Source organism: Nocardia sp. NRRL WC-3656 (genome assembly GCF_000720265.1).
Lineage (GTDB): Bacteria > Actinomycetota > Actinomycetes > Mycobacteriales > Mycobacteriaceae > Nocardia > Nocardia nova.
The window spans coordinates 119494-143908 of record NZ_JOJF01000003.1; the positions used below are offsets into that span (position 1 = coordinate 119494).

Annotated in this window: 27 protein-coding genes and 1 pseudogene; 14 read left to right on the plus strand and 14 right to left on the minus strand. The window is 68.8% G+C overall.

What is annotated here, in order from left to right:
* The first annotated feature begins 169 nt into the window (after window positions 1-169).
* A complete protein-coding gene (locus IG65_RS0105650; protein ID WP_063833542.1) occupies window positions 170-1384 on the plus strand; it encodes a Cmx/CmrA family chloramphenicol efflux MFS transporter in 1215 nt (404 codons plus the stop codon).
* 106 nt (window positions 1385-1490) lie between these two features.
* Window positions 1491-2339, plus strand: a complete 849-nt coding sequence (locus tag IG65_RS0105655) for a 3-hydroxybutyryl-CoA dehydrogenase (RefSeq protein WP_030513758.1) — start codon at window positions 1491-1493, stop codon at window positions 2337-2339.
* Between the two features lie 56 nt (window positions 2340-2395).
* On the opposite strand, the gene IG65_RS37625 is transcribed toward IG65_RS0105655, so the two are convergent.
* Entirely contained in the window at window positions 2396-2551 is a 156-nt protein-coding gene (locus IG65_RS37625) for a hypothetical protein (protein ID WP_156055501.1), read from the minus strand.
* 403 nt (window positions 2552-2954) lie between these two features.
* On the opposite strand from IG65_RS37625, the gene IG65_RS0105665 reads away from it, so the two are divergent.
* Together IG65_RS0105665 and IG65_RS0105670 are read left to right on the plus strand one after the other, a co-directional pair.
* A complete protein-coding gene (locus tag IG65_RS0105665; RefSeq protein WP_030513759.1) occupies window positions 2955-3872 on the plus strand; it encodes a cutinase family protein in 918 nt (305 codons plus the stop codon).
* 7 nt (window positions 3873-3879) lie between these two features.
* The gene (locus IG65_RS0105670; RefSeq protein ID WP_146100606.1) at window positions 3880-4314 is read left to right on the plus strand and encodes a hypothetical protein; all 435 of its coding nucleotides are present in this window, start codon (window positions 3880-3882) and stop codon (window positions 4312-4314) included.
* Here the strand turns inward: IG65_RS0105670 and IG65_RS0105675 are convergent.
* A complete protein-coding gene (locus tag IG65_RS0105675) occupies window positions 4311-6029 on the minus strand; it encodes an acyl-CoA synthetase (RefSeq protein ID WP_081879290.1) in 1719 nt (572 codons plus the stop codon). The two genes, IG65_RS0105670 and IG65_RS0105675, sit on opposite strands and share 4 nt — an antisense overlap.
* Window positions 6030-6132: 103 nt before the next feature.
* Between IG65_RS0105675 and IG65_RS0105680 the strand changes: the two genes are divergently transcribed.
* The gene (locus IG65_RS0105680; protein WP_030513762.1) at window positions 6133-6993 is read left to right on the plus strand and encodes an oxygenase MpaB family protein; all 861 of its coding nucleotides are present in this window, start codon (window positions 6133-6135) and stop codon (window positions 6991-6993) included.
* A 51-nt stretch (window positions 6994-7044) separates the two neighbouring features.
* On the plus strand, window positions 7045-7218 hold the full coding sequence (locus tag IG65_RS37630; protein WP_156055502.1) for a hypothetical protein: 174 nt from the start codon (window positions 7045-7047) through the stop codon (window positions 7216-7218).
* 50 nt (window positions 7219-7268) lie between these two features.
* Here IG65_RS37630 and IG65_RS0105690 read toward each other — a convergent pair whose 3' ends face one another.
* From IG65_RS0105690 to IG65_RS0105705, 3 genes are all read right to left on the minus strand, one after another.
* Window positions 7269-7832 (minus strand): NUDIX hydrolase, encoded by a 564-nt coding sequence (locus IG65_RS0105690; protein ID WP_030513763.1) that lies wholly within the window; start codon window positions 7830-7832, stop codon window positions 7269-7271.
* A gap of 49 nt (window positions 7833-7881) precedes the next feature.
* A complete protein-coding gene (locus tag IG65_RS0105695; RefSeq protein ID WP_030513764.1) occupies window positions 7882-8838 on the minus strand; it encodes an endonuclease/exonuclease/phosphatase family protein in 957 nt (318 codons plus the stop codon).
* 229 nt (window positions 8839-9067) lie between these two features.
* Window positions 9068-9643, minus strand: coding sequence for a TetR/AcrR family transcriptional regulator (locus tag IG65_RS0105705; RefSeq protein WP_231509077.1), 576 nt, complete (start codon window positions 9641-9643; stop codon window positions 9068-9070).
* A gap of 163 nt (window positions 9644-9806) precedes the next feature.
* Between IG65_RS0105705 and IG65_RS0105710 the strand changes: the two genes are divergently transcribed.
* The 7 genes and pseudogenes from IG65_RS0105710 (at window position 9807) to IG65_RS0105740 (ending at window position 15847) form a co-directional block, all read left to right on the plus strand.
* Entirely contained in the window at window positions 9807-10541 is a 735-nt protein-coding gene (locus IG65_RS0105710) for an SDR family oxidoreductase (RefSeq protein ID WP_030513767.1), read from the plus strand.
* 95 nt (window positions 10542-10636) lie between these two features.
* Complete coding sequence (locus IG65_RS0105715; protein ID WP_030513768.1) at window positions 10637-11818, plus strand: CdaR family transcriptional regulator; 1182 nt, start codon at window positions 10637-10639, stop codon at window positions 11816-11818.
* 83 nt (window positions 11819-11901) lie between these two features.
* A pseudogene (locus tag IG65_RS0105720) lies at window positions 11902-12214 on the plus strand (hypothetical protein).
* 36 nt (window positions 12215-12250) lie between these two features.
* On the plus strand, window positions 12251-13927 hold the full coding sequence (locus IG65_RS0105725) for an AMP-binding protein (protein WP_051755485.1): 1677 nt from the start codon (window positions 12251-12253) through the stop codon (window positions 13925-13927).
* Window positions 13928-14061: 134 nt separating this feature from the next.
* The gene (locus IG65_RS0105730) at window positions 14062-14673 is read left to right on the plus strand and encodes a hypothetical protein (RefSeq protein WP_051755422.1); all 612 of its coding nucleotides are present in this window, start codon (window positions 14062-14064) and stop codon (window positions 14671-14673) included.
* A gap of 84 nt (window positions 14674-14757) precedes the next feature.
* Window positions 14758-15180 (plus strand): hypothetical protein, encoded by a 423-nt coding sequence (locus IG65_RS0105735; protein ID WP_030513772.1) that lies wholly within the window; start codon window positions 14758-14760, stop codon window positions 15178-15180.
* Window positions 15181-15187: 7 nt separating this feature from the next.
* Window positions 15188-15847, plus strand: coding sequence for a GAP family protein (locus tag IG65_RS0105740; protein ID WP_030513773.1), 660 nt, complete (start codon window positions 15188-15190; stop codon window positions 15845-15847).
* A 4-nt stretch (window positions 15848-15851) separates the two neighbouring features.
* Here IG65_RS0105740 and IG65_RS0105745 read toward each other — a convergent pair whose 3' ends face one another.
* A complete protein-coding gene (locus IG65_RS0105745) occupies window positions 15852-16076 on the minus strand; it encodes a lipopolysaccharide assembly protein LapA domain-containing protein (protein ID WP_030513774.1) in 225 nt (74 codons plus the stop codon).
* Window positions 16077-16335: 259 nt separating this feature from the next.
* Between IG65_RS0105745 and IG65_RS0105750 the strand changes: the two genes are divergently transcribed.
* On the plus strand, window positions 16336-18231 hold the full coding sequence (locus IG65_RS0105750) for an alkyl/aryl-sulfatase (RefSeq protein ID WP_030513775.1): 1896 nt from the start codon (window positions 16336-16338) through the stop codon (window positions 18229-18231).
* Window positions 18232-18261: 30 nt separating this feature from the next.
* Here IG65_RS0105750 and IG65_RS0105755 read toward each other — a convergent pair whose 3' ends face one another.
* The 8 genes from IG65_RS0105755 to IG65_RS0105790 all read right to left on the minus strand — a co-directional run bounded on the left by IG65_RS0105755 (window position 18262) and on the right by IG65_RS0105790 (window position 24223).
* Complete coding sequence (locus IG65_RS0105755) at window positions 18262-19728, minus strand: FAD-dependent oxidoreductase (RefSeq protein ID WP_036523433.1); 1467 nt, start codon at window positions 19726-19728, stop codon at window positions 18262-18264.
* A gap of 32 nt (window positions 19729-19760) precedes the next feature.
* On the minus strand, window positions 19761-19883 hold the full coding sequence (locus tag IG65_RS39545) for a hypothetical protein (protein ID WP_255359447.1): 123 nt from the start codon (window positions 19881-19883) through the stop codon (window positions 19761-19763).
* A gap of 57 nt (window positions 19884-19940) precedes the next feature.
* Window positions 19941-20171 carry a ferredoxin gene (locus tag IG65_RS0105765; protein ID WP_030513777.1) on the minus strand — a complete coding sequence of 77 codons (231 nt, stop codon included), beginning with the start codon at window positions 20169-20171 and terminating at the stop codon, window positions 19941-19943.
* The gene (locus IG65_RS0105770; RefSeq protein ID WP_051755423.1) at window positions 20168-21406 is read right to left on the minus strand and encodes an NADH-ubiquinone oxidoreductase-F iron-sulfur binding region domain-containing protein; all 1239 of its coding nucleotides are present in this window, start codon (window positions 21404-21406) and stop codon (window positions 20168-20170) included. Before IG65_RS0105770 ends, IG65_RS0105765 begins: the two co-directional genes overlap by 4 nt.
* Window positions 21403-21972, minus strand: coding sequence for a ferric reductase-like transmembrane domain-containing protein (locus IG65_RS0105775; protein ID WP_030513779.1), 570 nt, complete (start codon window positions 21970-21972; stop codon window positions 21403-21405). The genes IG65_RS0105770 and IG65_RS0105775 overlap by 4 nt, the downstream gene beginning before the upstream one ends.
* Window positions 21969-22895, minus strand: coding sequence for an FAD:protein FMN transferase (locus tag IG65_RS0105780; protein WP_036523436.1), 927 nt, complete (start codon window positions 22893-22895; stop codon window positions 21969-21971). Before IG65_RS0105780 ends, IG65_RS0105775 begins: the two co-directional genes overlap by 4 nt.
* Window positions 22892-23152 carry a hypothetical protein gene (locus tag IG65_RS0105785; RefSeq protein WP_156055503.1) on the minus strand — a complete coding sequence of 87 codons (261 nt, stop codon included), beginning with the start codon at window positions 23150-23152 and terminating at the stop codon, window positions 22892-22894. The genes IG65_RS0105780 and IG65_RS0105785 overlap by 4 nt, the downstream gene beginning before the upstream one ends.
* 132 nt (window positions 23153-23284) lie before the next feature.
* Window positions 23285-24223, minus strand: a complete 939-nt coding sequence (locus IG65_RS0105790) for a GlxA family transcriptional regulator (RefSeq protein WP_030513782.1) — start codon at window positions 24221-24223, stop codon at window positions 23285-23287.
* Window positions 24224-24415: the final 192 nt, after the last annotated feature.

Below are 24415 nucleotides of genomic sequence, written 5' to 3' on the forward strand. Positions count from 1 at the left end.
ATCCGAACGGTAGCCGCTCGGCCTGTGGGCCGGGCGGCGTTGTGAGCAGGGTTCCCGCCGGTGGCTGAGCGACCGGTGCGGTTGGCGTCTCTCGCAGCGCCGGATGATGCCGGATTCTTTCGCCGGGCGCCCGCATACGTGTGCGCCCAGTCTCCTGGAGTACTTCCTCATGCCCCCTGTGGTTTTCGTGCTGGCTGTCGCGGTGTTCGCGCAGGGCACATCGGAGTTCATGGTGTCGGGTCTGCTGCGGCGGATCGCCGACGATGTCGGCGTCTCGCTCGGCGCCGCCGGTTTGCTGACCTCGCTGTTCGCCGCCGGAATGGTGATGGGAGCGCCGGTGATGGCAATGACCGCGGGCCGGTTGCCGGTTCGATATTCGGTCACGGCGTTTCTCGGGGTCTTCTGTGCCGCTCACGTGATCGGCGCTACCACAACAGGTTTCGCACCGCTGCTGGTCACGCGGGGTGTCGCGGCGGTCGCCGAGGCCGGATTCCTCGCGGTCGTGCTGGCCGCACTGCCTCGGTTGGCCGGTCCTGCGCTGGTCGGGCGCGCGGCCTCCGTGGTGGTCTCCGGCGTGACGGTGGCCTGTATCGCCGGTGTGCCCGCGGGCACGATGCTGGGTCAGATCTGGGGCTGGCGTTCGGCGTTCTGGGCCGTCGCGGTGCTCAGCGCGGCGGTGCTCGTGCCGGTGTGGACGATGCTCGGCCGGCGAACACAGGCCGAGGGTGGTGCGCCCAGCGGGACCGTCCCTCCGATGCGGCGCGAATGGTCCGCGCTGACGCAGCGCCCAGTTGCGCTCGCCGTCATCGCCGGAGTCCTGGTCAACGCCGCGACCTTCGCCGCATTCACCTATCTGGGCACCATCACGACCGCCGTCGGCGGGGCCGGCGGGTGGGTTCCCCTGGTGCTGGCCCTCTTCGGCGCCGGCTCGTTCCTCGGTGTGACGGTCACCGGTCGCTACAGCGACCGCCATCGGCGCCGGATCATCCGCGCCGGAACGGTCCTGCTCGTCGGAGTCTGGGTGGCGGCCGCGCTGGTCGCGCACACGCTGATCGGGGTGACGGTCATGTCGGTGGTGGCGGGCGCGGTCGCGTTCGGCGTCGGCTCGACACTGATCGCGACGATTGTGCAGACCGCTACGCCGACCGCTCCCCGGATCGCCGGCGCGCTGGCGACCACCGCCTTCAATATCGGTGCCGTACTCGGGCCGGTCGCCGCCGGTTCGACCGTCGATCACACCGGTCGCCCGGCCACCGCGTTGTGGTGCGGTGCGGCCTTCACCGCTGCCGCGCTGGGTGTCGTCCTGCTGGAACGGAATCGGCGCGAGGCGAGCCGATCGAGCAGCGATATCGCCGATCGCTGCCCGTCGCGGCGTGGCAGGTGACGGAGCGGTTGCCGGGTCCCGAATTTGCCCGCAACCTGTTCCAACTACCCGAACAGCGATAATGAGCGCGAAAGTGTTCGAAACCGAGATGGTGGGAGAGACGACTGTGAAGCTGATCGGTGTGATCGGTGGCGGAACCATGGGTGCGGGAATCGCCGAGGTATGCGCGAAGGCCGGGAGCGAGGTTCTCGTCCTGGAGACGACTCCGGACTTCGCCGAGGCGGCGCACAAGCGCATCGAATCGTCGATCTCGCGGGGAGTGACGAAGGGCAAGATCACCCAGGACGAGGCCGACGCCGTGCTCGCCCGGGTGCGGGTGACCCTCGACATCGAGGAGTTCGCCGATCGCGACCTGGTCATCGAGGCCGCTCCGGAGATCGAGTCGCTGAAGTACGAGATCTTCGGCAAGCTGGACAAGATCGTGAAGCCGGCCGGCATCCTCGCCACCAACACCTCCTCGATCCCGGTGATCAAGGTGGCCGGAGCCACGCAGCGTCCGGAGCAGGTCGTCGGCCTGCACTTCTTCAATCCGGTGCCGGTGATGCCGCTGGTGGAGGTGATCTCGACGCTGGTCACCTCGCCGGAGACGGCCGCCGCCGTCACCGACTACGCGAAGAACACCCTGCACAAGACCACCGTGCAGGCCGGTGACCGCTCCGGATTCATCGTCAACGCGCTGCTGATCCCGTACCTGTGCCAGGCGGTGCGGATGCTGGAGTCGGGCTACGCCAGCGCCGAGGACATCGACGCCGCGATGAAGGGCGGCTGCGGCTACCCGATGGGACCGCTCACCCTCCTCGACACCGTCGGCCTCGACATCGCGCTCGCCGCCGCCGAATCGCTGTACGGCGAATTCGCCGAGCCGCACTACGCACCCCCGGCGCTGCTGCGCCGCATGGTCGACGCCGGCCGCCTGGGCCGCAAGACCGGTCGCGGGTTCTACGAGTACAACTAGCGGCGTTGGCCCGCGTTCCCGGTGATATCCGGCCGGGAACGCGGGCTCGAGCCGAATCAGGTGTCGGGATCCTCGTTCTGGTCGCGGGCGGGTCCGGGCCCGGCCAGTTTGCCGGAGTGCTCCGGCGGCGCATCGACTGTGCGCCGGCCCTGGGTTTCCTGATCGTCCTGCTCGGCGTCGGCGCCTGCGTCGGTGTTCTCGGGGTGACTCATGCCGTGCGCGTACCCGTTCGGCGGCTGTCGAATCGCGAGCCCGCGCCGACGCCCCGGACCGTTCTCGACGGCACAAGAAGGAACCGCCCCCGGGCGAGGCGCGGATCGGAAGTTACTCCTCGTTCTTAGCGGAGCTGCTCGCTGGCGCGACATTGCCTTCTTGTCGTGTATGACGGAAGGTGGGATGTCGATGTGTCGCACTCGTCGGCCGATAGTCAATGTCACTGTCGTGGAGCTCTTCTGAACTTCCGGACGCCGGATCTCGACGTGGGTGAATTCGTGCGAATCCGGCGACGCTCGGCCGGTGGGGGTGATAAGTTATCTATCATTCTCTCAACAACGGCACTGCGTCCCCGGGTGCGGAGGTCGCGGCAAAGCTGCCGAGTGATTCGGAGGTGTCACCTTGTCTCCGTTTGCACGCTGGAAGTCCCTCGCGGCCGCCGGACTGGTGGCGGTGACGTGTGGCCTGGCGCACTTCGGCGGTGGCGCCCCCGCGCACGCGTCGCCGAGTTGTCCCGGCCTGTATGTGCTGGCCGTGCCCGGCACGTGGGAAACCTCCGATGCCGATCCGCGCAAGGGGATGCTCGCGGCGAGTGTGGATGCGCTGCCGGGCGACGTCGGGGTCGGCTATATCGCATACACCGCGACCGCCTTCCCCTGGGAGGGTGAGGTCTACGGCCGCTCCAAGCGCGAAGCCGTCGACAAAGCCCGTGCCGCGGTCGCCGCGGTGGCAGGGTCGTGCACCGCGACCCGCATCGCGATCGTCGGCTACAGCCAAGGCGCCGACGCCGCGGGTGATCTCGCGGCCGAGATCGGCACCGGCCACGGTGTGGTGGCGCCCGACCGAATCACGTTGGTGGGCTTGATCTCCGATCCTCGCCGCGCACCCACCGACACCCTGATCGGTCCGCCTGTCGCCGGGGCCGGCGCGGGCGGCCCGCGCCCTGGCGGATTCGGTCTGCTCGGTCCGCGGACCTACACGTTCTGTGCGGCCGGAGATCTGTACTGCGCAATGCCCGACGGCGATTTCGCCGGCCGTATCGCCGGATTCTTCGTGGAGATCTCGAATCCCGATCCCGCGATGTTCGACCGGTACTCCCGGGATGCGGGGGATCTTCTCGATTCGACGCTGGCCGCGGGAGGTCTCGGCTTGCTGGCCGGCCAGCTCGACGCGAACGCCGTGGACGAGCGCAAGGCCCAGATCGCGGAGTTCGTGAATTCCGGTGTCCACCAGAGCTATCCGTTCTACGTCGTCGGGCCCGACGGCGAGACGGCGCTGTCCTGGCTGCGCCGGCAACTGGTGGATCTGATAGGCAGGTGAGGTGGGTATGCGGGAAACGGCCGATCGTGGTGCGGTGGCGATCGTCGGTGCGGACGGGCCGCTGGGAAGTGTGATCGATCGCGTCTGTGGGCAGCAGTCGGTGGCGGTGGTCGGCCGGGTCACTCGCAGAGGCTGGGTGATCGACGGGCCGCCCACGGTGGTCATCGACGTCGGTTCTGCCGAAAACCTGTGGGACAGTGCCGAATTCTGCCAGCGGTGGGGCAGCGCCCTGCTGTATTGCGCGGCGAACCCGGATCCCGGCGGATTCACCCGGCTGCGTGAATTGAGCGCAACCGTACCGGTGGGACTCGCCACGACCCTTGCCCGACGCGATACGGGGCTCGAGTTGCTGGCCGCGCAATTGCTCGGTGTCGCCGGGGAACTCGCGTCGGCGGTCCCCGGCTGGTATCCGATGGCGGATCGGTTCTTCGCGGCGAACTAGTCGGCGGGTGCGACGCGTTCGGATTCCAGCTGCCGCCGCAGCAATTTCCCGGTCGCGTTGCGCGGCAGTTCGTCGACGAAGACGACGTCGCGCGGAACCTTGTGGCGGGCCAGATTCGCCTTGACGTAGTCGCGGATCTGCTCGGCGTCCACGTCGGCTCCGCCGGCGCGAACGACGAAGGCGCGCAGCCGCTTTCCGAAGTCGCGGTCGTCCACGCCGACCACCGCGGCCTCCGCGACGTCGGCCCGGCTCACCAGCAGGTTCTCGACCTCGAGAGGGTAGACGTTCTCGCCGCCGGAGACGATCATGTCGTCGTCGCGGCCGTCGACGAACAGCCGGCCGTCGGCGTCGAAATGCCCGACGTCGCCGCTGCACAACAACCCGTCGACGATCTCCTTGTGCTGCCCGTCGGTATATCCGGTGAAGCTGAGGCCGCTGGAGACGAAAATCGTGCCCACCACACCGGGCGTGGTCACCGGATTGCGGTCGGAGTCGTAGATCGCGACCCGGCATCCGACCGGCGGCCGGCCGACCGTTCCCGGCGCCTCGCGCATATCCCGCGGTGTCGCCACCGCCGCCACCGCGACCTCGGTAGAGGCGTACAGGTTGTAGAGCACGTCGCCGAAGACGTCCGCGGTGCGGCGGCTCAGATCCGGTGAGATGGACGAACCGGCGGCGAAGATCACCTCGAGCGACGACGTGTCGTACTGCCGCAACACCGACTCGTCGAGATCGACGATGCGCTGCAACATCGTCGGCACCAGCACGAGGGTCGCGGCGCCGTATTCGGCCACCGCGGCGAGCGTGCGAACCGGATCGAACTTGCGCTGCCGGAGGATGATTCGATTACCCAGCGCCCAGCCTAGCGTGCACTGGGACAGCCCGGTCCCGTGGAAGATCGGCGCGGCCATCACCATCGTGGCATCGCGCGGCAGCGGTATCCGGTCGAGGAACTGGGCCGACTGCAGCGGGGAAACCTTGTCTCGCGGAGCGCCTTTCGGTGTTCCGGTGGTCCCGCTGGTGAGAATCACGAGTCCCCCGGGGCGCGGCGGCGCCGGTACGGGGTCGGTGGAATGCGGCCCGGCCTGCGCGTAGATGGTGGTGAGGGCGGAGGTCTCGTCGTCGTCCCAGGTGAGCAGCCGGGGGATGCCGGCCGGAACGGCGCGGGCGCGGTCGACGAATTCGCTGTCCAGGAGCAGAGCCTCGATCTTCTCGCGGTCGACGACCTCGGCGAGTTGCGGGCCCGCGGACCCGGTGTTGAGCAGCACCACCCGGGCGCCCAGCTTGCCCGCGGCCAGCAGGCTCAGAACCATGCCGCGGTGATCGCGGCACAGCACGGCGAGCACGGATCCCGGCCCGAAACCGCGCGCGGCGAGCCCGCGGGTGAGTGCGTTGGATTCCCGGTCGAGGTCGTCGAAGGTGAGGGTGCCCCGTTCGTCGACCAATGCCGGCGCCGTCGGATCGCGGCGCGCGGCGTGGGCGAGCACGGTGACGAACGGGCCGTAGGTCCCGGCGTCACGCGCGGTGCGCACGATATCGAGCGGATGCCACGGGTCGAACATGCCGCGCCGCCGCAACACCGACGCGGCGGCGAACGCGTCACCGACGGACCGGACCAGCCCGCTCGCAGAAGTCGACAGCACCACACAGACCTCGATCCCAGCCAGGCCGGCGAACCCTTCGTATCGTGTCGCCGAATAATTCAGAATATACATTCACATATTGCGGGATGCCCCGGTTTCGGGGGCATTGCCGCCGACCTTCGGATGGTGAGAAGATGAGACGCCTAATGTCTCAGTGATCCTCGGAGTGATACGTATGAATCGAGCCGCCCGAACCGCCGCCGCGGCCCCGCCGCCGGATGCCGGACTCGCCCGCCGGCGGCAGTACATGGCCGGTCCCGCGGCATTGCTGGGTGGCCCGGCGAATGTCGTGATGCAACTCGGTTTGCCGCCGGTCGGCCGCGGTGTGGTCGAAAGTACCGTGGAGAGCGGCCAATACGCGCGGCATCCGCGCAAGCGCGGTCGCACCACGCTGACCTATCTGGCGGTGGCCATGCTCGGGACCGAAGAAGACCGCGCCGCCTACCGTGCCGCCGTGGACACCTCGCATCGGCAGGTGCGTTCGCGTCCTGGCAGCCCGGTCCGCTACAACGCCTTCGACCCGCAACTCCAGCTCTGGGTGGCCGCCTGCATCTATCGTGGCGTCGATGATTCGACCCGGTTGTTCTACGGAAGAATCGACGATAACTTGGCGGAGGAGTTCTACCGTGAGTCCGCACGCTTCGGCACCACCTTGCAGATGCCGGAACGGCTGTGGCCGCCGGACCGGGCGGCCTTCGAGGAGTACTGGAACGCCAAGCTGGGCGAGATCTCGTTCGACGACGAGGTTCGCCGCTATCTGCTGGATCAGGTCATCGGCCTGGGGCCGTACAGCCGTGTCGAGCGAATCGCCTTCGCGCGGGTCAATCGCTTCTTCACTACCGGCTTCCTTCCTCAGCAGTTCCGCGACGCGCTGGGGCTCGGATGGGGGCCGCGGCGGCAGCGCGCCTTCGAGATCGTGATGCGAACCATCGGAACGGTGCTGAAGCGCCTGCCCGAACACTGGCGCAGCTACCCGTTCGACGGGTACCTCGAGGATATGCGGCGGCGGCAGGCGCTCGGAAAATCGTTGGTGTAGAAGACGGTCAGGTCGGTCCGCCGTCCCTGCGAGAGGGATACCGTGGTTGTCATGCCTTTCCGCGTATACACGACAGCGAGTGGGCCGGACCGAGAACAGTCTTTCCCCGACCCGGAGGACAATTTCAAGTTCCTCGAGGGGGGAGTGCTGGCGGTCTACACGGCGGCGAAGTACACGTATTTCGCTCCCGGCTACTGGACGCACCTCGAAGAACACAAGCCCTGAACGTTTCCCGGTCGGCGGACTCGGGTGCGTACTCGCCCGCCGCCGGGCTGCTACCGCGCCGACAGCGCGGTGCGCAGTTTGGTGAGGAACCGGCTCAGGTGGGGGTCGGATTCGGGGAGGGCGTCGTCATCGATGTCCCACCATCGCCCATCGGCGAATTCTCGTGGGTCGAGTGCGAAGGGACGTTCGCGGTCGCCGCGCATCACGTACCACAGCGAGACGTCGCGGTGTGGATGCGCTCCGACGGTCCGGGTGATGGTCAGAAACAGGGGGCGTTCGCCGACAACGGTGAATTCGGCCTGCGTTCCGAGCTCTTCGGCGGCCTCTCGTCGCGCTGTGTGCAAGGGATTTTCGGCCGGGTCCACGTGACCGCCCATCGGCAGGTGCAGTCCGGACTTGCGATGCGCGCCGAGCAGTACCGCGCGGGCATCCGGATCGACGACCACCACATACGACACCAGGTGCTGCGGCGGTGTGGCGGGAGGTTCCCGCCGGAAGATGTCGTCGGTGTCGTCCAGCCAGGACAGCGTCTGCTCGATGTGCTCCTGCTCCACGGGGTCCAGCGGCGTGATCGCTGCGACGATGTCCGCGACGACTGCGGTGGCCGGGTGCATATGCGGACGATAGCCGCGGGTACCGACAATCGGCCGGAGTTGATCGGGGCTAGTGCGGACGGAGGCGCAGTTGTGCGATGAGCGCCTTGTGATCGGCGCCGGGCAGGCGGAACGTGTCGACGGTGTCCGCGTGACCGTCGGCGACCAGGATGTGGTCGATGCCGACCAGTGGTGGCCAGCGCTTGTCGGTGGGATACGTGACGAGGTGGCCGGCGCCCTCCTGTTCGGCCGCGTCGTGGAACCGGCCCGAGAGCATCGCGCGGAATTGGGCATGGTCGAAGGTGGCGTTGAAATCGCCGCCGACGATCACCGGCCGGTCCGCGGGCGAGCGGTCGAGAATGGCTCGCAGCCGGGACAATTCGTCGGCCCACAGGTGTGTTCCGGAGATCGGGGGCACCGGATGGAAGGCATAGACGGTGACCGGTCCGGCTCCCGGGACGGTCGCGGTCGCGGAGAGCTGGTTCAGGACGAATCCGTCGTATTCCACCGTGTCCGAGAGGGGATACGCGCTCCAGATCCCGGTACCGGTGGCGGTCCGTCCGGGTGACAGATACCGATGCGGCAGCAACCTTTCCAGGCCCACGCCCTCGAGTGCGCGCACCGCGGCCGGCGTCAGTTCCTCGACGGTGAGGATGTCGACCTTGCGTTCGCGCACCTGCTCGATCAGCGCCTGCGGATCGGCGCCGTCGAACAGCAGATTGGCCTGCATCACCGTCAGCGGCGTGCCGTGATCGCCGGGGGAGTGGCCGACATACAGCGGAGCTTGCGTCCAGATCGCCACGCCCGCAACTGCAATGGCCACCGCGACCCCGGCCCACCGCTTCGCGGCAGCGAACAGCGCCACCCCGGCCAGTGCGGTGCACATCAGATACGGCGCGCCCGACGCCGCCAGAACCAGCCACCGGGACTCGGTTCGATTGAAATGCAGAACCACACCGGCGGCGCCCACCACGGTCGCGACCACGGCAAGCGATTCGAGCGCGATCCGCCCCCACGCCGCCCTCACGCGCCCGACCTCCGCACCCCGGATCCGGCGATCGCCCGCCGCGCGGCCTCGATCGTCGCCGGCGCATGCCGCAGGCGGAACGCGGAGGGGTAAGGCCGTTCGGCCGTCGTCCGCAGAAGATCGTCGTGCTCGTCGCCGACTGGGGGCGTCCCGTGCGCATACGGCTCGGGCAGGGGGAACGGCACGGCACTCCCATCGATCGATCGGCTCGCGGACGTGGTGAGTGTATTCATGGCTCGCGGACGGGTTTTCGGCCGTCGGCCGACGTAGCCGTGCCGTGCAGGACGTTGGCGACCAGGGTGGTGGCGAAGTGCTCGCCGAGTGGCAGGTTCGGCAGCAGCAGGCGGTGGTAGCAGGCGCCCCACAGCTGGTCCACGAGGATCTCCGGGTCGACATCGGCACGCAGTTGCCCGCGCTCCTGTGCGCGGCGCATGGCCTCCACGGCCAGCCGGCGGCGCGGTCCGGAATAGCGTTCGAGCAGCGCGGCGGACAGGTCCGGATCGGTTTGGGCCAGGCCGATGAGTTCGGCGATCACCCGCCCGGCGCGGGTGCGCGTGAGGACGTGGACGAACGAGCGGAGCTGCGCGGTCAGATCGGCCTCGATATCGCCGGTGTCGGGAAAGGTCAGGGCGGATTCGACGGCGTGGAAGTATCCGTCGAGTGCGAGCGCGCCCTTCGACGGCCACCACTTGTACAGCGTCGTCTTGCTGACGCCGGCCTTCTCCGCGACCGCCTCGATGGTGAACGCGCCCATCCCCGACTCGAGCAGCAGCGCGCCGGCGGCGTCGAGCGCCTCGGCGCGCACCTCGGCGGCCGGACGGCGGCCACGGCCTCGTCGCGGGCGTGCCACGTTGTCCAGTTCCGGCATCCTCACCCTCCTTTTCCGAATGTTCTCAGCGTGACATATGGACGCAGCGTCCACAATTTGATTATATGGACGCTGAGTTCATAAGTTTCGAGGAGGCATCATGGCAGAACACACGCGCGTCGCACTGGTGACGGGCGCCTCGGGCGGCATCGGTCGCGCCGTCGCCCGGCGCCTCGCCGCCGACGGGATGGCCGTCGGCGTGCACTACGCCGGCAACAAGGTCGCGGCCGACGAACTCGTGGCCGAACTCGAAGGGCGCGGTGGCCGAGCCCTCGCGGTGGGCGGCGACGTGGCCGACGAACACGCGATGGCTGCCGCGTTCGACGCCGTCGAGGCCGCCTTCGGCGGGATCGATGTGGTCGTCGACACGGCCGGGATCATGACGCTGGGGCCGGTCGCCGACTTCGATCTCGACGCCCTGGATCGCATGCACCGCATCAACATTCGCGGCACCTTCGTGGTCGCCCAGCAGGCCGCGCGGCGCGTGCGCGCGGGCGGCGCCGTCATCACCTTCTCCACCTCGGTGACCCGCCTGGCGCCTCCCGGGTACGCCGCCTACGCCGCGAGCAAGGGGGCGGTCGAGGCGATGACCCTGATCCTGGCCCGCGAACTGCGAGGCCGCGACATCACCGTGAACGCGGTCGCCCCGGGCCCCACCGCCACGCCCCTGTTCCTCGACGGAAAGGATCAGCAGGCCGTCGACCGCCTCGCCGCGCAGTCTCCGCTGGAACGACTCGGCACTCCGGAGGACATCGCCGAAGCGGTCGCCTTCCTCGCTGGCCCCGGCCGCTGGATCAACGGCCAGGTCCTTTTCGCCAATGGCGCCATCGCCTGAGGCCCACCCAGCGGGAGGATTCGCCGGAAGGAGCCGGCGAGCCGCCACACTCTTGCCATTCTGAGCGGAGGACTCGCCGGAGTGGAGGTGGGCGAATGGACGAGCCGGGTGCCGAAGCGCCGAGACTGCGCGAACTCGGTGCGGACCCGGACGCCGTGCTGCGGCTGATCCGATACTTCGACGGTTTCGACGAATCCGACGCCAACGCGGATGCGGTGGTCCGCGCCGCGGCGCTACTGGCCGAATGCCCGGCGGGGGCGAGGTGGCCGGCCGGGACCGTGATTCGCTACGACGCGGCGGGGCGTCCGCTGCCGGCGGTGATGCCGCCGCCGGAGGTGATGCCGCCGCCGGAGGTGACCGGCGAGCCGGCGGTGTGGCTGGAGCGGGCCGGCGCCCCGCACGCCCTCGACGCGGTCCTGGTGGATCGGCTGCGGCACTGTCTGCGGGTGGTGGCGGTGCGCGGTTCGGTGGCGGAGCCGACGGGTCTGGACGATCCCGCGCTGCTGGAGGTGGTGTTGTCGGAGAAGCAGCGGCGCGAGGATCGCGTGCGGGCCATGCGCCTGCTCGGCATCGACCCGGCGCAGCCGATGCGGGTGCTCGCCGTGTCGGGACCCGGTGCGGTGGAAGCGGTCCGGATCATCGGCGCCCGGGTGCGGCTGGTGCGTTCGGCGCCGATCGGCGCGACCACCGCGGTGCTGATCCAGGACCGGGAAGGCTGCCGGGAGCTGTCGGATGTGCTGAATTCGGCTGTGGTGCAGGAATTTCCGGCGTCGCGCCGGGGCGCGTGCGGGCCGTGGGTGGGGATGGGGGAGCGGTTGCCGGCCTACGCGGCCGCCACGTCGTGGGAGCAGGCGCGGCGGGCGTTGCGTTTCGCCTCCTCGACCTGGCACGGGCGCCGGGTGGTCGCGTACGAACGCCTCGGGTCGCTGGCCCTGCTCGGTGAGCTTCCGGTGCAGCGACTGCTGGGCATCTCGGATGTGTTGCGGGTCAACGAGTTCGCCGCCACCGAGGCCGGTGCGCTCGCCGTCGACACGCTCGAGGCGTTCTGTGTCTTCGGATCGCTGCGCCGCACCGCCGCGGAACTGCACCTGCATCACAGCACCGTGGCCGCGCGCATCGCGCAGGTCGAGGCGGTGATGGGTTGGGATGTCGACGAGGCGCTCGACCGCTTCATGGCCACGCTGGCGCTGATGGTGCGACGCATCGCCCTGTCCTCGGCCGAACTCGCCGCGGATCCGGAAGCGGCCGGGCGCCCCGATCCGACGCGTGTCGGATGAATGCGGCCCATCCGGCGACGGGCGGCGGGTGATCCGGATCACTCGGTTCGGCCATGCTCGGCAGCGACAGAAGGAGTTTCGACATGGCAGTCATCGATCCGAATCGCACCTGGGCTCCGCTGGAAGAGCGGCTCGCCACCACCACGAACGAACGGCACCGGCAGGTCCTCGAGATCGTCATCGAACATATGAAGGCCGAAGCGACGCTGGATCTGGACGGTCTCATGCGGACGCTGGTGCCCGAACCGGCCTACCAAGCTGCTGCTGTGGCCCGTCGACGCGGAAGGACGGATCGTCGGTGAGGACTCGTATCACTCAAGTCCGGTCGAGATTCGCAAACCGAGTTTCGGCGAATTGCCGGGCGAATACATCGAACTCGTGCACTCGAAGGCGTGAAACGGCCAGACTCGGCTGATGGAAGGCGATACGGAAATGACTGAACTCTCCCATGCGACCGCGGACGTGCGCCGCACGGATATCGCGACCATGCTGCTCGACCGGCTCGGAGACGAGCGGCTCGGACTGCGCACCCGTGATCGGGATTGGACCTGGGACGCGGTGGTCCGGGAATCGGCCGCCCGTGCGGAACTGGCGCGCTCCCTGCGCCGCGACGGGCCCTTCCATATCGGGGTGCTGCTGGACAATGTTCCCGACTTCGTGTTCTGGCTGGGTGCGGCGGCCTTGGCGGGCGCCACGGTCGCCGGCCTGAATCCCACCCGCGGAGACGCTCAGCTGGCCTCGGATATCCGATACGTCGATTGCCAGTTGATCGTCACCGACGCGGCCGGGATGACGCGACTGCGCGAACTGGATCTCGACCTTCCCGGCGACCGGTATCTGCAGGTCGACGAACCCGGTTATGCCGCGCTCGTCGACGCCCATCGCGTCGAACCGGCGGCCGCGGGCGGCCCGGACGCGCTGATGCTGTTGCTGTTCACCTCCGGCACCACCGGAACCTCGAAAGCGGTGAAATGCAGTCAGCGCCGCCTGGCCATGATCGCGTACGCGGCGCGGGACAAATTCGGTCACGTGCGCGACGATGTCGACTACTGCTGTATGCCGCTGTTCCACGGCAATGCCATCATGGCGTTGTGGGCGCCCGCGCTGACGGTCGGCGCGACGGTATGTCTCACACCGAAATTCTCTGCCTCCCAATTCCTTCCGGACGTTCGATATTTCGGCGCGACCTTCTTCACCTACGTCGGCAAGGCGCTCGGATATCTGCTCGTCACCCCCGAAACACCGCAGGACGGCGACAACAGTCTGGTGCGCGGTTTCGGCACCGAGGCGTCGGTGGCCGATCAGGCCGAATTCCGGCGCCGGTTCGGCGCCGAATTGTTCGAGGGCTACGGTTCCAGTGAGGGCGCGACTTTGGCGGCGCTGGACCCGAATGCCCCGCCCGCCGCCCTCGGCCGTCCCGCGCATGCCGGCGTCGCGGTGGTGAATCCGGATACGCTGCGCGAATGTGTGCGTGCGGAACTCGACGAATACGGCCGGGTCCGCAATCCCGACGAGGCGATCGGCGAGATGATCGACAAAGCCGGCGCGTTGGCCTTCGAGGGCTATTACAAGAACGATGCCGCCGATGCCGAACGCATTCGCAACGGCTGGTACTGGACCGGAGATCTCGGCTACATCGATACCGAGGGATTCCTGTATTTCGCGGGCCGCAAGGGTGATTGGATTCGCGTCGACGGTGAGAACACCTCCGCCCTGATGATCGAACAGGTCCTGCGCCGCCATCCCGCGATCGTCGCCGCGGCCGTGTTCGGCGTGCCCGACCCGCGATCCGGTGACCAGGTCATGGCGGCCGTGGAGGTCGCCGACCCGGATTCGTTCGATGTGCGCGAATTCGCCGAATTCCTTACCGCGCAAAGGGATCTCGGCACGAAGGGCACCCCGCGACTGCTTCGAGTTTCGGCGAATTTGCCGGTCACCGGGTCCAACAAGGTTCTCAAGCGCCGACTGCAGGAGCAGGCGTGGCGCACCGACGATGCCGTCTATCGCTGGATCGGCCGCGGCGAACCCGCGTACGACCGCATGACGCCGGCGGACAAGCAGGCGTGGGAGGCCGAATTCGCGACCTACGGCCGGGAGCGCATGCTGTAGCGGCACGAGGCCCGGCAGCGAGCCCGCGGGTGCCGGAATTCCCTCGCACGTTCCCCGTGCTCGCCGGTAACTGGGCGGTTACTGTGAAGCTGCGGCATCGTCGCGCACGCGGTTCACGGTCGAAAGGGGTCGTGATGAACGGCATCGTGGTTGCGCTCGTCGGAGCTCTGCTCTGCTTCTACGGCATCAGATCGGTGCACCTGGGGATCCTGGCGATCGGATTCGGCATCGGGTGGCTGGTCGCGGATCTGTTCAATCCGTCGTTTTTGTGGTTGCTGCTGTTCGGAGCGATCGGCGCGCTCTCCTCGTGGGTGGTGACCTCGCTGGTCTTCCGTTTCGCGTCGTATGTCATCGGCGGGCTGACCGGCGCGATGGTCGGCGCCAAATTGGCGTCGGTGCTGCAACCGGGAGACAAGAACTGGGCGCTGAGCATGATCGTGATCCTGGCGGTCGGCGTGGCCGGCGGTTTCCTCGCCGACCGATTCCGGGCCCGGGCACTGCTGTGGCTGACCTCGATCGGCGGCGCGAGCATGGTGCTGAGCGGGATCGGTCGCACGAACGATCATCTGTCGTTCCTGCGGGCGCCGGCTTCCACCTGGGAGCAGATCTTCTCGGCGCTGGCCTGGATCGCGCTCTCGGCGGCGGGCTGGATCGTGCAGCGCCATCTGTTCGCCGAGAAGCTCGGTATCGACCATCTCGCCGGTCGGCACAAGAACGACGGCGGCGCGGTCGCCACCGGGAAGTAGCTCGCACTTCATCCGATTCGGGTGAGGTGAGCCGGGTTCACCTGCGCGACAGTCATCGCCAACCCTGCTCGGAAGGAGTCGGAGATGACAACCTCGTCGCAGCACCGGGCGCCGGCCCACAGCCACCCCGTGCGGCAGGGCTTCGCCGCCGGGACCTCGATCGGCGCCGCGATCCTGCTCGTCACGGTCGGCATTCTGTCGATCCTGCAAGGGATTTCGGCCGTGGCCGACGACACCCTGTTCGTGGCCGGGCCCGATTACGTCTACAAGGTCGACCTCACCACGTGGGGCTGGGTCCACATCGGACTCGGGATCGTGCTCGTGGTGTGTGCGCTGGGCCTGATGACCGGAACCGCGTGGGGCCGCGGTGCGGCGATCGGCATCGCGGCCCTGTCGATCATCGCGAATTTCCTGTGGTTGCCCTGGTATCCGTGGTGGTCGCTGACCGTGATCGCCCTCGACATCGTCGTCATCTGGGCCGTCGCGACCTGGCGCCCGCAGATGTGATGCGCAGATGGGCGCTGTCATCGGCGATCTGCTGCCCCTGGCGGTCGGTGTCGCGATCTCGCCGATCCCGATCGTGGCCGCCATCCTGATCATTCTCTCGGCGAATGCCGCGCGGGCCGGGACCGGCTTCGCGATCGGCTGGCTCCTCGGGATCGTCGTCGTCACCACGATCTTCGTGTTGTTGTCGGGAACGCTGTCGGATTCGGAGGACGAGCATCCGTCGACGGTGACCGCGTGGATCAAGATCGTGCTGGGCATCGTGCTGCTGGGTCTGGCCGCGATGCAGTGGCGGTCTCGCTCGGAAACCGACGTTCCCGGGTGGATGCGTGCGATCGACACGTTGAGCGCGATGGGCGCGGTCGGTCTGGGCGCGATGCTCTCGGCGGCGAATCCGAAGAATCTGCTGTTGTGCATCTCGGCCGGGGTGGCCATCGGCACGAGTGGGATCGGCGGCGGCCGGCAGGTGATCGCGGTGGTGGTGTTCACCGTGATCGCGGCGGCCAGTGTGCTGGCGGTGGTGATCGGATATCTGGTCGCCGCCGATCGGCTGCGGGAACCGCTCGACAGCGCCCGGCGATGGTTGCAGGCCGACAACCACGTCGTGATGGCGATCGTGCTGCTGGTGATGGGTGCCGTCGTCCTGGGAAAGGGAATCGGCGGGCTCTGACCGGTCAGCGCCGGCTGCGCCGGGTGAGCAGGCCCGCGACCCAGCCGACGAGGAACATGATCAGCAGGACCAGCCACATCGGCGACCGGATGGTGACGGTGAGGATGTTGATGTCGACGCGATGATGGTTCTGCGCGACGAAGATGACGGTCAGCACCGCCAGCACGATCGCCACCCACTGCCGCGCCGAAATGCGTGACAGCAGGGAAGGTTTCGCGGCCCGATCCATAGCGTCCTCCTGGTACTCGTCGGTGACACGATTGCCGAGGCGGCAGCGCCGCATGCCGTCGAGCCGATGATCTCGCGTGCGAGGCGTGCGGGCTTCACCCGTAGGAGGTGATCTCCGCTCGGACCGGTGCGTGCATCGGGCGATGCGGCCACGGCAGTCATGCTCACCCGTCTCGGGTGAGGTGATTTCTCGACGCCGCTGGGAGGGTCGCAGGCGAGTCGACACAACCACAGCCTTCGTGCAGATTGGGGTGCGTGCCATGAGCGGCCAGGGCGACGTTTCCGGCAGTGTGCGGACACAGAACGAGGAGGCGACACGGGCGCTGCCCTTCGGGGACGATCAGGATTTCGCGGATGCGCGGCGCGGGTTCATCGCGGCGCTGGAACCCGGAGTGATCGAGAATGCGGCGGGCGATGTGGTGTGGGACAGCGACGGATACTCCTTTCTCGACGCGGAATGCCCGCCCACCGTGCATCCCAGCCTGTGGCGGCAGTCGAAATTGTGTGCCATTCAGGGTTTGTTCGAGGTGACCGAGGGGATCTATCAGATTCGCGGGCTCGATCTGTCGAATATGACCGTGGTCGAGGGCGATACCGGTGTCATCGTGATCGATCCGCTGATCTCGCTGGAAACCGCCGCCGCGGGACTCGCGCTCTATCGCACTCATCGCGGCGACCGGCCGGTGACGGGGGTGATCTATTCGCATTCGCATATCGATCACTTCGGCGGCGTCAAAGGCGTGACCACGGCGGAGGACGTCGCGGCGGGCCGCTGCCCGATTCTGGCGCCGGCGGGATTCGTGGAACATGCGGTCGAGGAGAACGTCTACGCCGGCACCGCCATGGGCCGGCGCGCCGCCTATATGTACGGCGCGGCCCTGGCGCGCGGCCCGAAGGGCGCGGTCGGCGCCGGCTTGGGGCCGACGACCTCGACCGGAACCCCGACCCTGATCACACCCACGATCGACATCACCCACACCGGGCAGACCGAGGTCGTCGACGGTGTGCGCATCGAGTTCCAGATGACTCCGGGCACCGAGGCGCCGTCGGAGATGAATTTCTATTTTCCCGACCGGCGTGCGCTGTGTATGGCGGAGAACGCGACGCACACCTTGCACAATCTGCTGACGTTGCGCGGAGCTCTGGTGCGCGATCCGCATGTGTGGTCGAAATATCTGACCGAGTCGATCAATCGCTATGCCGCGCGGGCGGATGTGCTGTTCGCCTCGCACCACTGGCCGACCTGGGGCACCGAAAACCTCACGGAATTCCTTGCGCTGCAACGTGATCTGTACGGATATCTGCACGACCAGACATTGCGCGCACTGAACAAGGGCGCCATCGGTATCGAAATCGCCGAAACCATCGAATTGCCCCCGGCCGTCGCCGCGGCCTGGCATGCGCGCGGATACTACGGTTCGGTCAGCCACAACGTGAAGGCGATATACCAGCGCTACATGGGATGGTTCGAAGGTAATCCGGCCACCCTGTGGGAGCATCCGCCGACCGAATCGGCGAAGCGGCACGTCGACTACATGGGCGGTGCCGAGCAGGTGCTGAACAAGGCGCGCGACTCGTTCGCCGCCGGCGATTTCCGTTGGGTCGCACAGGTTCTGAACTACGTGATCTTCGCCGAACCGGACAACCGCGAGGCGCGGGAGCTGCAGGCCGACACGTTCGAACAACTCGGCTACGGCGCGGAGAACGGTACCTGGCGCAACTTCTTCCTGATGGGCGCCTACGAATTGCGCCACGGATCGGTCGGTACACCGACCGCCTCGGACGCACCCGACATCGCGGCCGCGCTCACGGTGGAACAGCTTTTCGACGCCATCGCGCTGCGGATCGACGGTCCCAAGGCCTGGTCGGCCGCCATCACCATCGACTGGAACGTCTCCGACCGGAATCTCGTGCACCGCACCCAGCTGCGCAACGGCGTCCTCGTCCACTTCGACGCGAACACGGATATGCCCGCCCCGGACGCCACATTCACCCTGTCCGACGCCGATCTGCACGCGGCCCTGCTCGGTGCGAAGGATATGCGGCAGCTGATCGCCGACGGCGCGGTCACCGTCGAGGGCGACGTGTCGAAGCTGATCGAACTGGTCGGATATCTCGACGCGCCCGACCCCGACTTCGCCATCGTGACGCCCTAGGCCAGTGAAAGGTCCGCTGTAAGCGGACCGTCACAGCTGTTCGAGATCGCGAGTTGCCGGTCCCTCCAGCAGTTTTCCGTCGTGGGTGAATCGCGAGCCGTGCAGCGGGCAATCCCACGAACGCTCGGCGTCGTTCCAGTTGAGGATGCCGTGCAGGTGCGGGCAGATCGGTGAGACGGCCGAAGTGGTGCCGTCGACGGTGCAGACTCCGGCAGGCCGGATTCCGCGGCGCTCCACCCTGCCCTCGCCCTCGGCGGGGGTGCCGCCACCGCCGAAGGCCGCGCTGAGCCAGCCGGTCGTCAGATGCCGTGCGACTTGGAGATTCATCGACGCGGCCTTCACCAGCCCGGTCACTTCGCTGCCGCGCCAGGTGCGATACGCCTGCGCCCACGGCTGATGGCCGCCGAGCACGGTGCCGGCCAGCGCGAGGCCCGCCGCCACCGCATTGGTCATTCCCCATTTCGCGTAGCCGCTGGCGACGAGGATGTGATCGCTGCCGGGCAGCAGCGGTCCGGCGTAGGGCAGTTCGTCGATGGCCGAGTAGTCCTGGGCCGACCAGCGGTGGGTCAGCTCGGCGTCGGGGAAGTGGGTGCGCGTCCAGTTGTACATGTCGGCGACGTGCGCCTTCTCCGAGCGGGTGCGGCCGACGACGTGCCCGCTGCCGCCGACGAGCAGCAGATCCTCCCCGTCGTGCGGGGCGTACCGCAGCGACCGCGTGGGCTGGTCGGCGGACAGGTACATGTCGTGCGGGAATACGCCGGGCACCCGGAACGCGGCCGCGTAGGAGCGGTGCGGCTCCAGTCGCGCGAAGTACCCGCCGCGATCGAGAATCGGTGTGCCCGTGGCCAGCACGACGGTTCCGGCGCGGATATCGCCGCGGTCGGTCGACACCGTATCGCCGTGGACGGCGTGCACGCGGGTGTGTTCGAAGATCGTCGCACCGTGCCGGCAGGCCTGCAGGGTCAGTCCCTCGAGGACGTCCATCGGATCGAACTGCGCCTGGTCCGCCAGTCGCACGGCGCCGTAGGTGGGGAACGGCAGGGCGGTGTCGTCGGACCACGCGACGTCGAGACCGGCCCGCTCACAGGCGCGAAATTCCTTGCGCACCGAGTCGGTTCCGGCTTCGGTACCGGCGTAGGTGATCGCGTCGGCACGCTGGGTGGCGATATCGTTCTCGGCGCAGAACCGCAGCAGCCATTGCTGGCCCTCCAGATTCGCGTCGACGTATTTGCGCACTGTGGCCGTCGAATGCTTCGCGGTGATCGCCGAGAGGTGGGTGCCCTGCAGCAAGCTGAGCTTGCCGGTGGTGTTGCCGGTCGCGGCCGCGCCGATCGTGCGGCCCTCGAGGACCGCGACCGTGCGCCCGGCGCGCGCGAAGAGCAACGCGGTCACCAGACCGGTGAGCCCGGCGCCGACGACCACAACGTCGTACTCCCCGCCGGGATCCGGAGTCACCGGGACCGAGACGGGCGTTCGATCGAGCCACAGAGATGTCACCGAACCAGCCTCCTGTCGTTCCGCGCGCCTCGTCACCGCAGGTTGCCCTCTTTGTCCGGCGGCTCCGTCGGACCCGACCGGTGATTGTGGATCGTGCGGTACAGCACCACCGCCGCGACCAGGACGACCAAACCGGCGATCACCAGTAATTCCATACCGAGCCCTTACCCGGGATGGTCGTCTTCAACCCGGGTCATCGGATCCGCCGCAGCTCACCCGATCCGCCGCAGCGACAGGGCCAGGCGCGGGCACAGGCTCACCGCGTCGCGGGCCGCGGCGGCCGAACCGCTGTCGAGGACCGGATCGCGGTGGTCGCGGGTGAGCGGAAAGCCCCAGTCGTCGCGGGCGATGGCATGGGGCAGCAGTTCGCTGCACAGGCCGCGGCCGTCGCAGCGGGTCCAGTCGATGTGCAGGCGCCAGGTGGGGCGATCGGGTGCGGTCACAGCGCGGCTCCCCGGGAACGGGCACGGCAGGAACCGTGCCGGTGGCGGTCGATTTCCTCGGCGAAGACGGCCAGGGCCGAACGTGCCAGGCGCGCGGTCCCGTCGGGGTGGTGGCAGGCGCCGCGACCGTCGACCAGATCGGCGATGCGGGCGACCTCCCGGGGCCGGGTGCGGCCGCGGGCCGCCAGATCGCCGACGGTGCGGGCCAGCTGCGGTAATCCGTTCCGGCACGGCCCGCACTGTCCGGCGCTCTGGGCGGCGAGGTACGCGATGATGTCGGCGGTGACCCGCAGCCCGCATTCGTCGTGTCGGAGTACGCGCACGACGCCGGCGCCGGGCGATGCGTGCCGGTGGCGCAGGGCGTTGCGGGACATCGCCGCGCCGGCCAGTGCGCTGCCCGGCAGCCAGGTGCCGTGGTACCCGCCGATCAGGACCGCCTGGACCTGGGCCGGATCGGTGCGCCCGAACCGCTGGATCAATTCGATCAGGCCGATGCCGAGCGGGATCTCCACAACGCCGGATGCGGTGGTGCCGGACAGGGTGACCAGCATGGTGCCGGGTTCGTCGGGGGTTCCGGCAGCACGGAACCAGGCCGGGCCGAATCGGGCCAGCAGTGCCAGATGCGCGAGCGTCTCCACGTTCTGCACCAGCGTCGGGCGGCCGTTCAGCCCGGATCGAGAGGTGCTCACCGGCTTGTCCCTCGGTATCGGTGCGCGACCGGCCAGCCGCTCCAGAACCGCGCTCTTCTCCCCGGCCAGGAAGCCGTCGGCGGCCGGGGTGAGATCCACGCGCCGCGTGTCGTAGCCGGTGGACTGCCGCTCGGCGAGGGCGTGCCGAATCGGGTCGAGCACCCGCTCCGGTGCGTACAGGTGGCATCGCCGCGCTCCCACGGCGGCGGCCGCCACGGACAGTCCGTCGAGCACCAGATGCGGTGCGCGCCAGAGCAATACCGCGTCCTTGTCGCCGGCCGGCTCGCCCTCGGCGCCGTTGGCGACCACGACGGCGCCCCGGCCGTCGGCCACCGCCGCGAGTTTGCGCGCCACCGGGAAGCCCGCGCCCCCGCGACCGGTGAGACCGGCAGCCGCCACCACGTCGATGAACTCGCTGCCGACCGCACGGGCGGGGCCGTAACACGCCACATGCGCGGAAAGGCTGGAATCGCCGGCCGCCAGCAGCCGGTCGGTGCCGGCCGGGGCGGGTGGAGTCGCGGGATTTCCGGTCAGTGTCGCCGTCATCGCCGGCTCCTTTCGGGGACTGTGGTGAATTCGGTGAAACCGCGGCTGAACCGCCAGACGCCGGCGGTGGCGACGGCGAGAACGCACGCGCCGACGAGGGCGAGCATCCAGATCCGGTCGATGTCACTTCCCGATCCGAGCGTGTGGATCAGGGCCACCGGCCACAGTGCGTACACCGACCAGTGCACTAGGCGGAAGACGGTGGGGCCCAGCCGATGTCGCAGCAGCGCGGTGATCACCACCACGGCCAGCAGGTCGACGGCCAGGGTGCCGAAACCCACCCACAGCGGCCGATAGCCGCCGGTGAACGGCACCACCACGGTCAGCAGCCGCAACTGGGCGTACGGATCGAGGAGCATCGCCAGCACGTGCAGGGCGACGAATGCCGTCGCCGACAGTGCCGCGCCGCGGTGGAATTCGGCGAGGCCGGCGCGGGGGAGCAGGACGGCCCGCCCGGAGCGCGCGGCGATCCCGGCGACGGCCGCGACGGTCAGCAGAATCAGTGCCGTGATCCCGCCGGCCCGGCCGAACGCCCACAATGCCTGGTCGAACGCGGAGGTGTTCATCGAATTCCTTCCGGCTCGTCGGGCCAGCCGCCGAGAGTGACGACTCGCCCGTGCCGGTCCACCAGCCGGGCCGGCAGCCCCGCGGAACGCAGCCACGGCAGTGCCGCGCGCCCGCGCACGACCGCGGCGGTGGCGGCCGCATTGGCCGCGAGGCAGGAGTCGGCGGCCACCGACACCGTGCGCCAGACCGGCTCCGCGGCACACCCGGTGCGGGGATCGAGGATGTGGTGCAGCGGCCGTCCCCCGCGAATCCAGCGCCGCCGCACCGTACTCGAGGTGGCGATCGCCGCACCCGCGGGCAGTCGGACGAGGGCGGCGGGCTGGGTCGCATCGTCCTGGACGAGCACCTGCCAGTGCCCGTCGGGAGCGGGCCCGGCGGTGGCGATGTCGCCGCCCAGGCTCACCAGCACGCCGCAGTCGAGTTCCTCGGCGACCGTGCGCGCACACCGGTCGGCGGCCAGGGCCTTCGCCGTCGCACCGAAGTCGAGCCGCATGCCGGCGGGCAGCGTCACCGACCGCGGCGACCGGATCACCTGCGACCAGTCGGGTCGCCGGGTGACGCTCAGCGGGACGACCGCCGGCCCGGCGGTGATCTGCGTGAAATCGCGGTCGTAGCCGAGGTTGTCGAGGTCGGCGCCGACCGTCGGATCGACGTCGCCGTCGGTGTCGCGAGCGACGGTCAGGGCCGCGTCGAGATATTCGTCGAACACCGCGCTGACGGTGACCGGGCGGCCGGGCGTCAGCATGCCGATTTCGGAGTCGGCGCGAAAACGGTTGCAGGCGTTGTCGACTCGATCCAGGTGGGCGTCGACGAGGCGGCGCGCGCCGGCCAGCGCGGCCGGATCGGTGACGACGAGGCGAGCGGTGGTGCTCCACAGCTCCCATTCGGCTGCGGCGGTCTCCGCCGCGTGTGTCGAGGTCATGAGCCGCTCGAACGCGCGTGCGCGGTGCCGTGGCCGGGGCTCAGCTGGGGCACGGTGCCCGCGGTTCCGGAGGACTGATCGGTGCTCGCGCTGCCGGTGATCGTGCTGCCGGTGTTGTCGGTGATGCTGGTGGTCGCGGCGGACTGGTTGTCGGCGTATGCGACGACCGCCGCCGTCGTGGTGCCGACGGCGCCGACGGCCAGGAGTACCCCGGTCGCTGTCCGGCCCACGCGGCGGTTCGGATGTGACGTTCCCATATCGGTCACCTGCTCGTTCGGTGCTGTGCCGACGCGCGTCGGCCCTCTCTGAAAGGCCAGCATGCGGACCGAGGCTGGGTGTGAGCTGTGCGTGAGCAATGAGTTGCCGGGGCGGCGACCGTGAGCTGAAGATCAGCTGAAGCTGCGGCGATAGCTGTGCGGACTGACTCCGGTGGTGCGTTTGAACCGCTCGCGGAAGGCGGTGGGCGAACCGAATCCGACCTGGGCGCCGATGCGTTCGACCGAGTGGGTGGTGGATTCCAGCAGATGCTGGGCGCGGCGGATGCGGGCGCGATGCAGCCACTGCAGGGGCGTGGTGCCGGTGTGCTCGCGGAAGCGGCGAAGGAGGGTGCGGGTGCTGACTCCGGCGCGTGCGGCGATCTCGTCGAGGGTCACGTCGGCCGCGAGGTTGGTCTCGAGCCAGTTCAGCAGCGGCTCGAGATCGGAGCCGCGCGGCGTGGGCGCGAAGCCGTGGACGATGAATTGGGCTTGTCCGCCTTCGCGTTCCAACGGCATCACCGAGAGCCGGGCGGTGTCCGCGGCCACCGCCGAACCGTAGTCGCGGCGGATCATGTGCAGGCACAGGTCCAGGGCCGCGGCGGCGCCGGCCGAGGTGAGGATCTGGCCGTTGTCGACGTAGAGCACATCCGGGTCCACCTCGATCGCCGGATACGCGGCCGCCAACTCGGCGGCGGCGATCCAGTGCGTGGTGGCGCGCAGCCCGTCGAGCAGTCCGGTGGCGGCGAGCGGGAAGGTGCCCGAGCAGATCGAGGCGATGCGCGTGCCGTGCGCGGCCGCGCTATGCAGCGCGTCCCGGACGGCGGGCGAAATCGGTGCGGCCGGGTTCGCGGTGCCGGGCACCATGATGGTGTCGGCGTCCTCGAGTCCGGCCAGCCCCCAGGGAGCGCGCAGGGTGAAGGCGCCGGCGTCCACCTCGGGTTGTTCGGCGCAGACCCGGACCTGATAGCCGGGGCGGCCGTCGGGTAGCCGGGTCCGGGTGAAGGCCTCGATCGGGGCGGCGAGGTCGAACGAGACGACCCCTTCCAGGGCGAGGACGGCGACGGTGTGCATGGCCGGAACATACCTCGTCGCCGGCTGTGATGTTCGCCATGATGCGCCGGAAGTCGCCCTCTTCTCCTAGGTGGTAGCGACTTTTTCGAGGTATGTCGTTTTCCCGTCGAAACCTGTCGAAAACGCCACTGGGAACCCCGTATTCGCCCGAATACCGTCGGGGCCGTGCCCGGGCCGGCCGGGCGGATTCGA

What these genes read in the sequence shown, in the direction of transcription:
- IG65_RS0105650 (WP_063833542.1), top strand. Translation starts at nt 170, where the DNA reads ATGCCCCCTGTGGTTTTCGTGCTGGCTGTCGCGGTGTTCGCGCAGGGC.
- IG65_RS37625 (WP_156055501.1), bottom strand. Translation starts at nt 2,551, where the DNA reads ATGAGTCACCCCGAGAACACCGACGCAGGCGCCGACGCCGAGCAGGAC.
- IG65_RS0105670 (WP_146100606.1), top strand. Translation starts at nt 3,880, where the DNA reads ATGCGGGAAACGGCCGATCGTGGTGCGGTGGCGATCGTCGGTGCGGAC.
- IG65_RS0105675 (WP_081879290.1), bottom strand. Translation starts at nt 6,029, where the DNA reads ATGTATATTCTGAATTATTCGGCGACACGATACGAAGGGTTCGCCGGC.
- IG65_RS0105680 (WP_030513762.1), top strand. Translation starts at nt 6,133, where the DNA reads ATGAATCGAGCCGCCCGAACCGCCGCCGCGGCCCCGCCGCCGGATGCC.
- IG65_RS37630 (WP_156055502.1), top strand. Translation starts at nt 7,045, where the DNA reads ATGCCTTTCCGCGTATACACGACAGCGAGTGGGCCGGACCGAGAACAG.
- IG65_RS0105690 (WP_030513763.1), bottom strand. Translation starts at nt 7,832, where the DNA reads ATGCACCCGGCCACCGCAGTCGTCGCGGACATCGTCGCAGCGATCACG.
- IG65_RS0105710 (WP_030513767.1), top strand. Translation starts at nt 9,807, where the DNA reads ATGGCAGAACACACGCGCGTCGCACTGGTGACGGGCGCCTCGGGCGGC.
- IG65_RS0105715 (WP_030513768.1), top strand. Translation starts at nt 10,637, where the DNA reads ATGGACGAGCCGGGTGCCGAAGCGCCGAGACTGCGCGAACTCGGTGCG.
- IG65_RS0105725 (WP_051755485.1), top strand. Translation starts at nt 12,251, where the DNA reads ATGACTGAACTCTCCCATGCGACCGCGGACGTGCGCCGCACGGATATC.
- IG65_RS0105730 (WP_051755422.1), top strand. Translation starts at nt 14,062, where the DNA reads ATGAACGGCATCGTGGTTGCGCTCGTCGGAGCTCTGCTCTGCTTCTAC.
- IG65_RS0105735 (WP_030513772.1), top strand. Translation starts at nt 14,758, where the DNA reads ATGACAACCTCGTCGCAGCACCGGGCGCCGGCCCACAGCCACCCCGTG.
- IG65_RS0105740 (WP_030513773.1), top strand. Translation starts at nt 15,188, where the DNA reads ATGGGCGCTGTCATCGGCGATCTGCTGCCCCTGGCGGTCGGTGTCGCG.
- IG65_RS0105745 (WP_030513774.1), bottom strand. Translation starts at nt 16,076, where the DNA reads ATGGATCGGGCCGCGAAACCTTCCCTGCTGTCACGCATTTCGGCGCGG.
- IG65_RS0105750 (WP_030513775.1), top strand. Translation starts at nt 16,336, where the DNA reads ATGAGCGGCCAGGGCGACGTTTCCGGCAGTGTGCGGACACAGAACGAG.
- IG65_RS39545 (WP_255359447.1), bottom strand. Translation starts at nt 19,883, where the DNA reads ATGGAATTACTGGTGATCGCCGGTTTGGTCGTCCTGGTCGCGGCGGTG.
- IG65_RS0105770 (WP_051755423.1), bottom strand. Translation starts at nt 21,406, where the DNA reads ATGACGGCGACACTGACCGGAAATCCCGCGACTCCACCCGCCCCGGCC.
- IG65_RS0105775 (WP_030513779.1), bottom strand. Translation starts at nt 21,972, where the DNA reads ATGAACACCTCCGCGTTCGACCAGGCATTGTGGGCGTTCGGCCGGGCC.
- IG65_RS0105780 (WP_036523436.1), bottom strand. Translation starts at nt 22,895, where the DNA reads ATGACCTCGACACACGCGGCGGAGACCGCCGCAGCCGAATGGGAGCTG.
- IG65_RS0105785 (WP_156055503.1), bottom strand. Translation starts at nt 23,152, where the DNA reads ATGGGAACGTCACATCCGAACCGCCGCGTGGGCCGGACAGCGACCGGG.
- IG65_RS0105790 (WP_030513782.1), bottom strand. Translation starts at nt 24,223, where the DNA reads ATGCACACCGTCGCCGTCCTCGCCCTGGAAGGGGTCGTCTCGTTCGAC.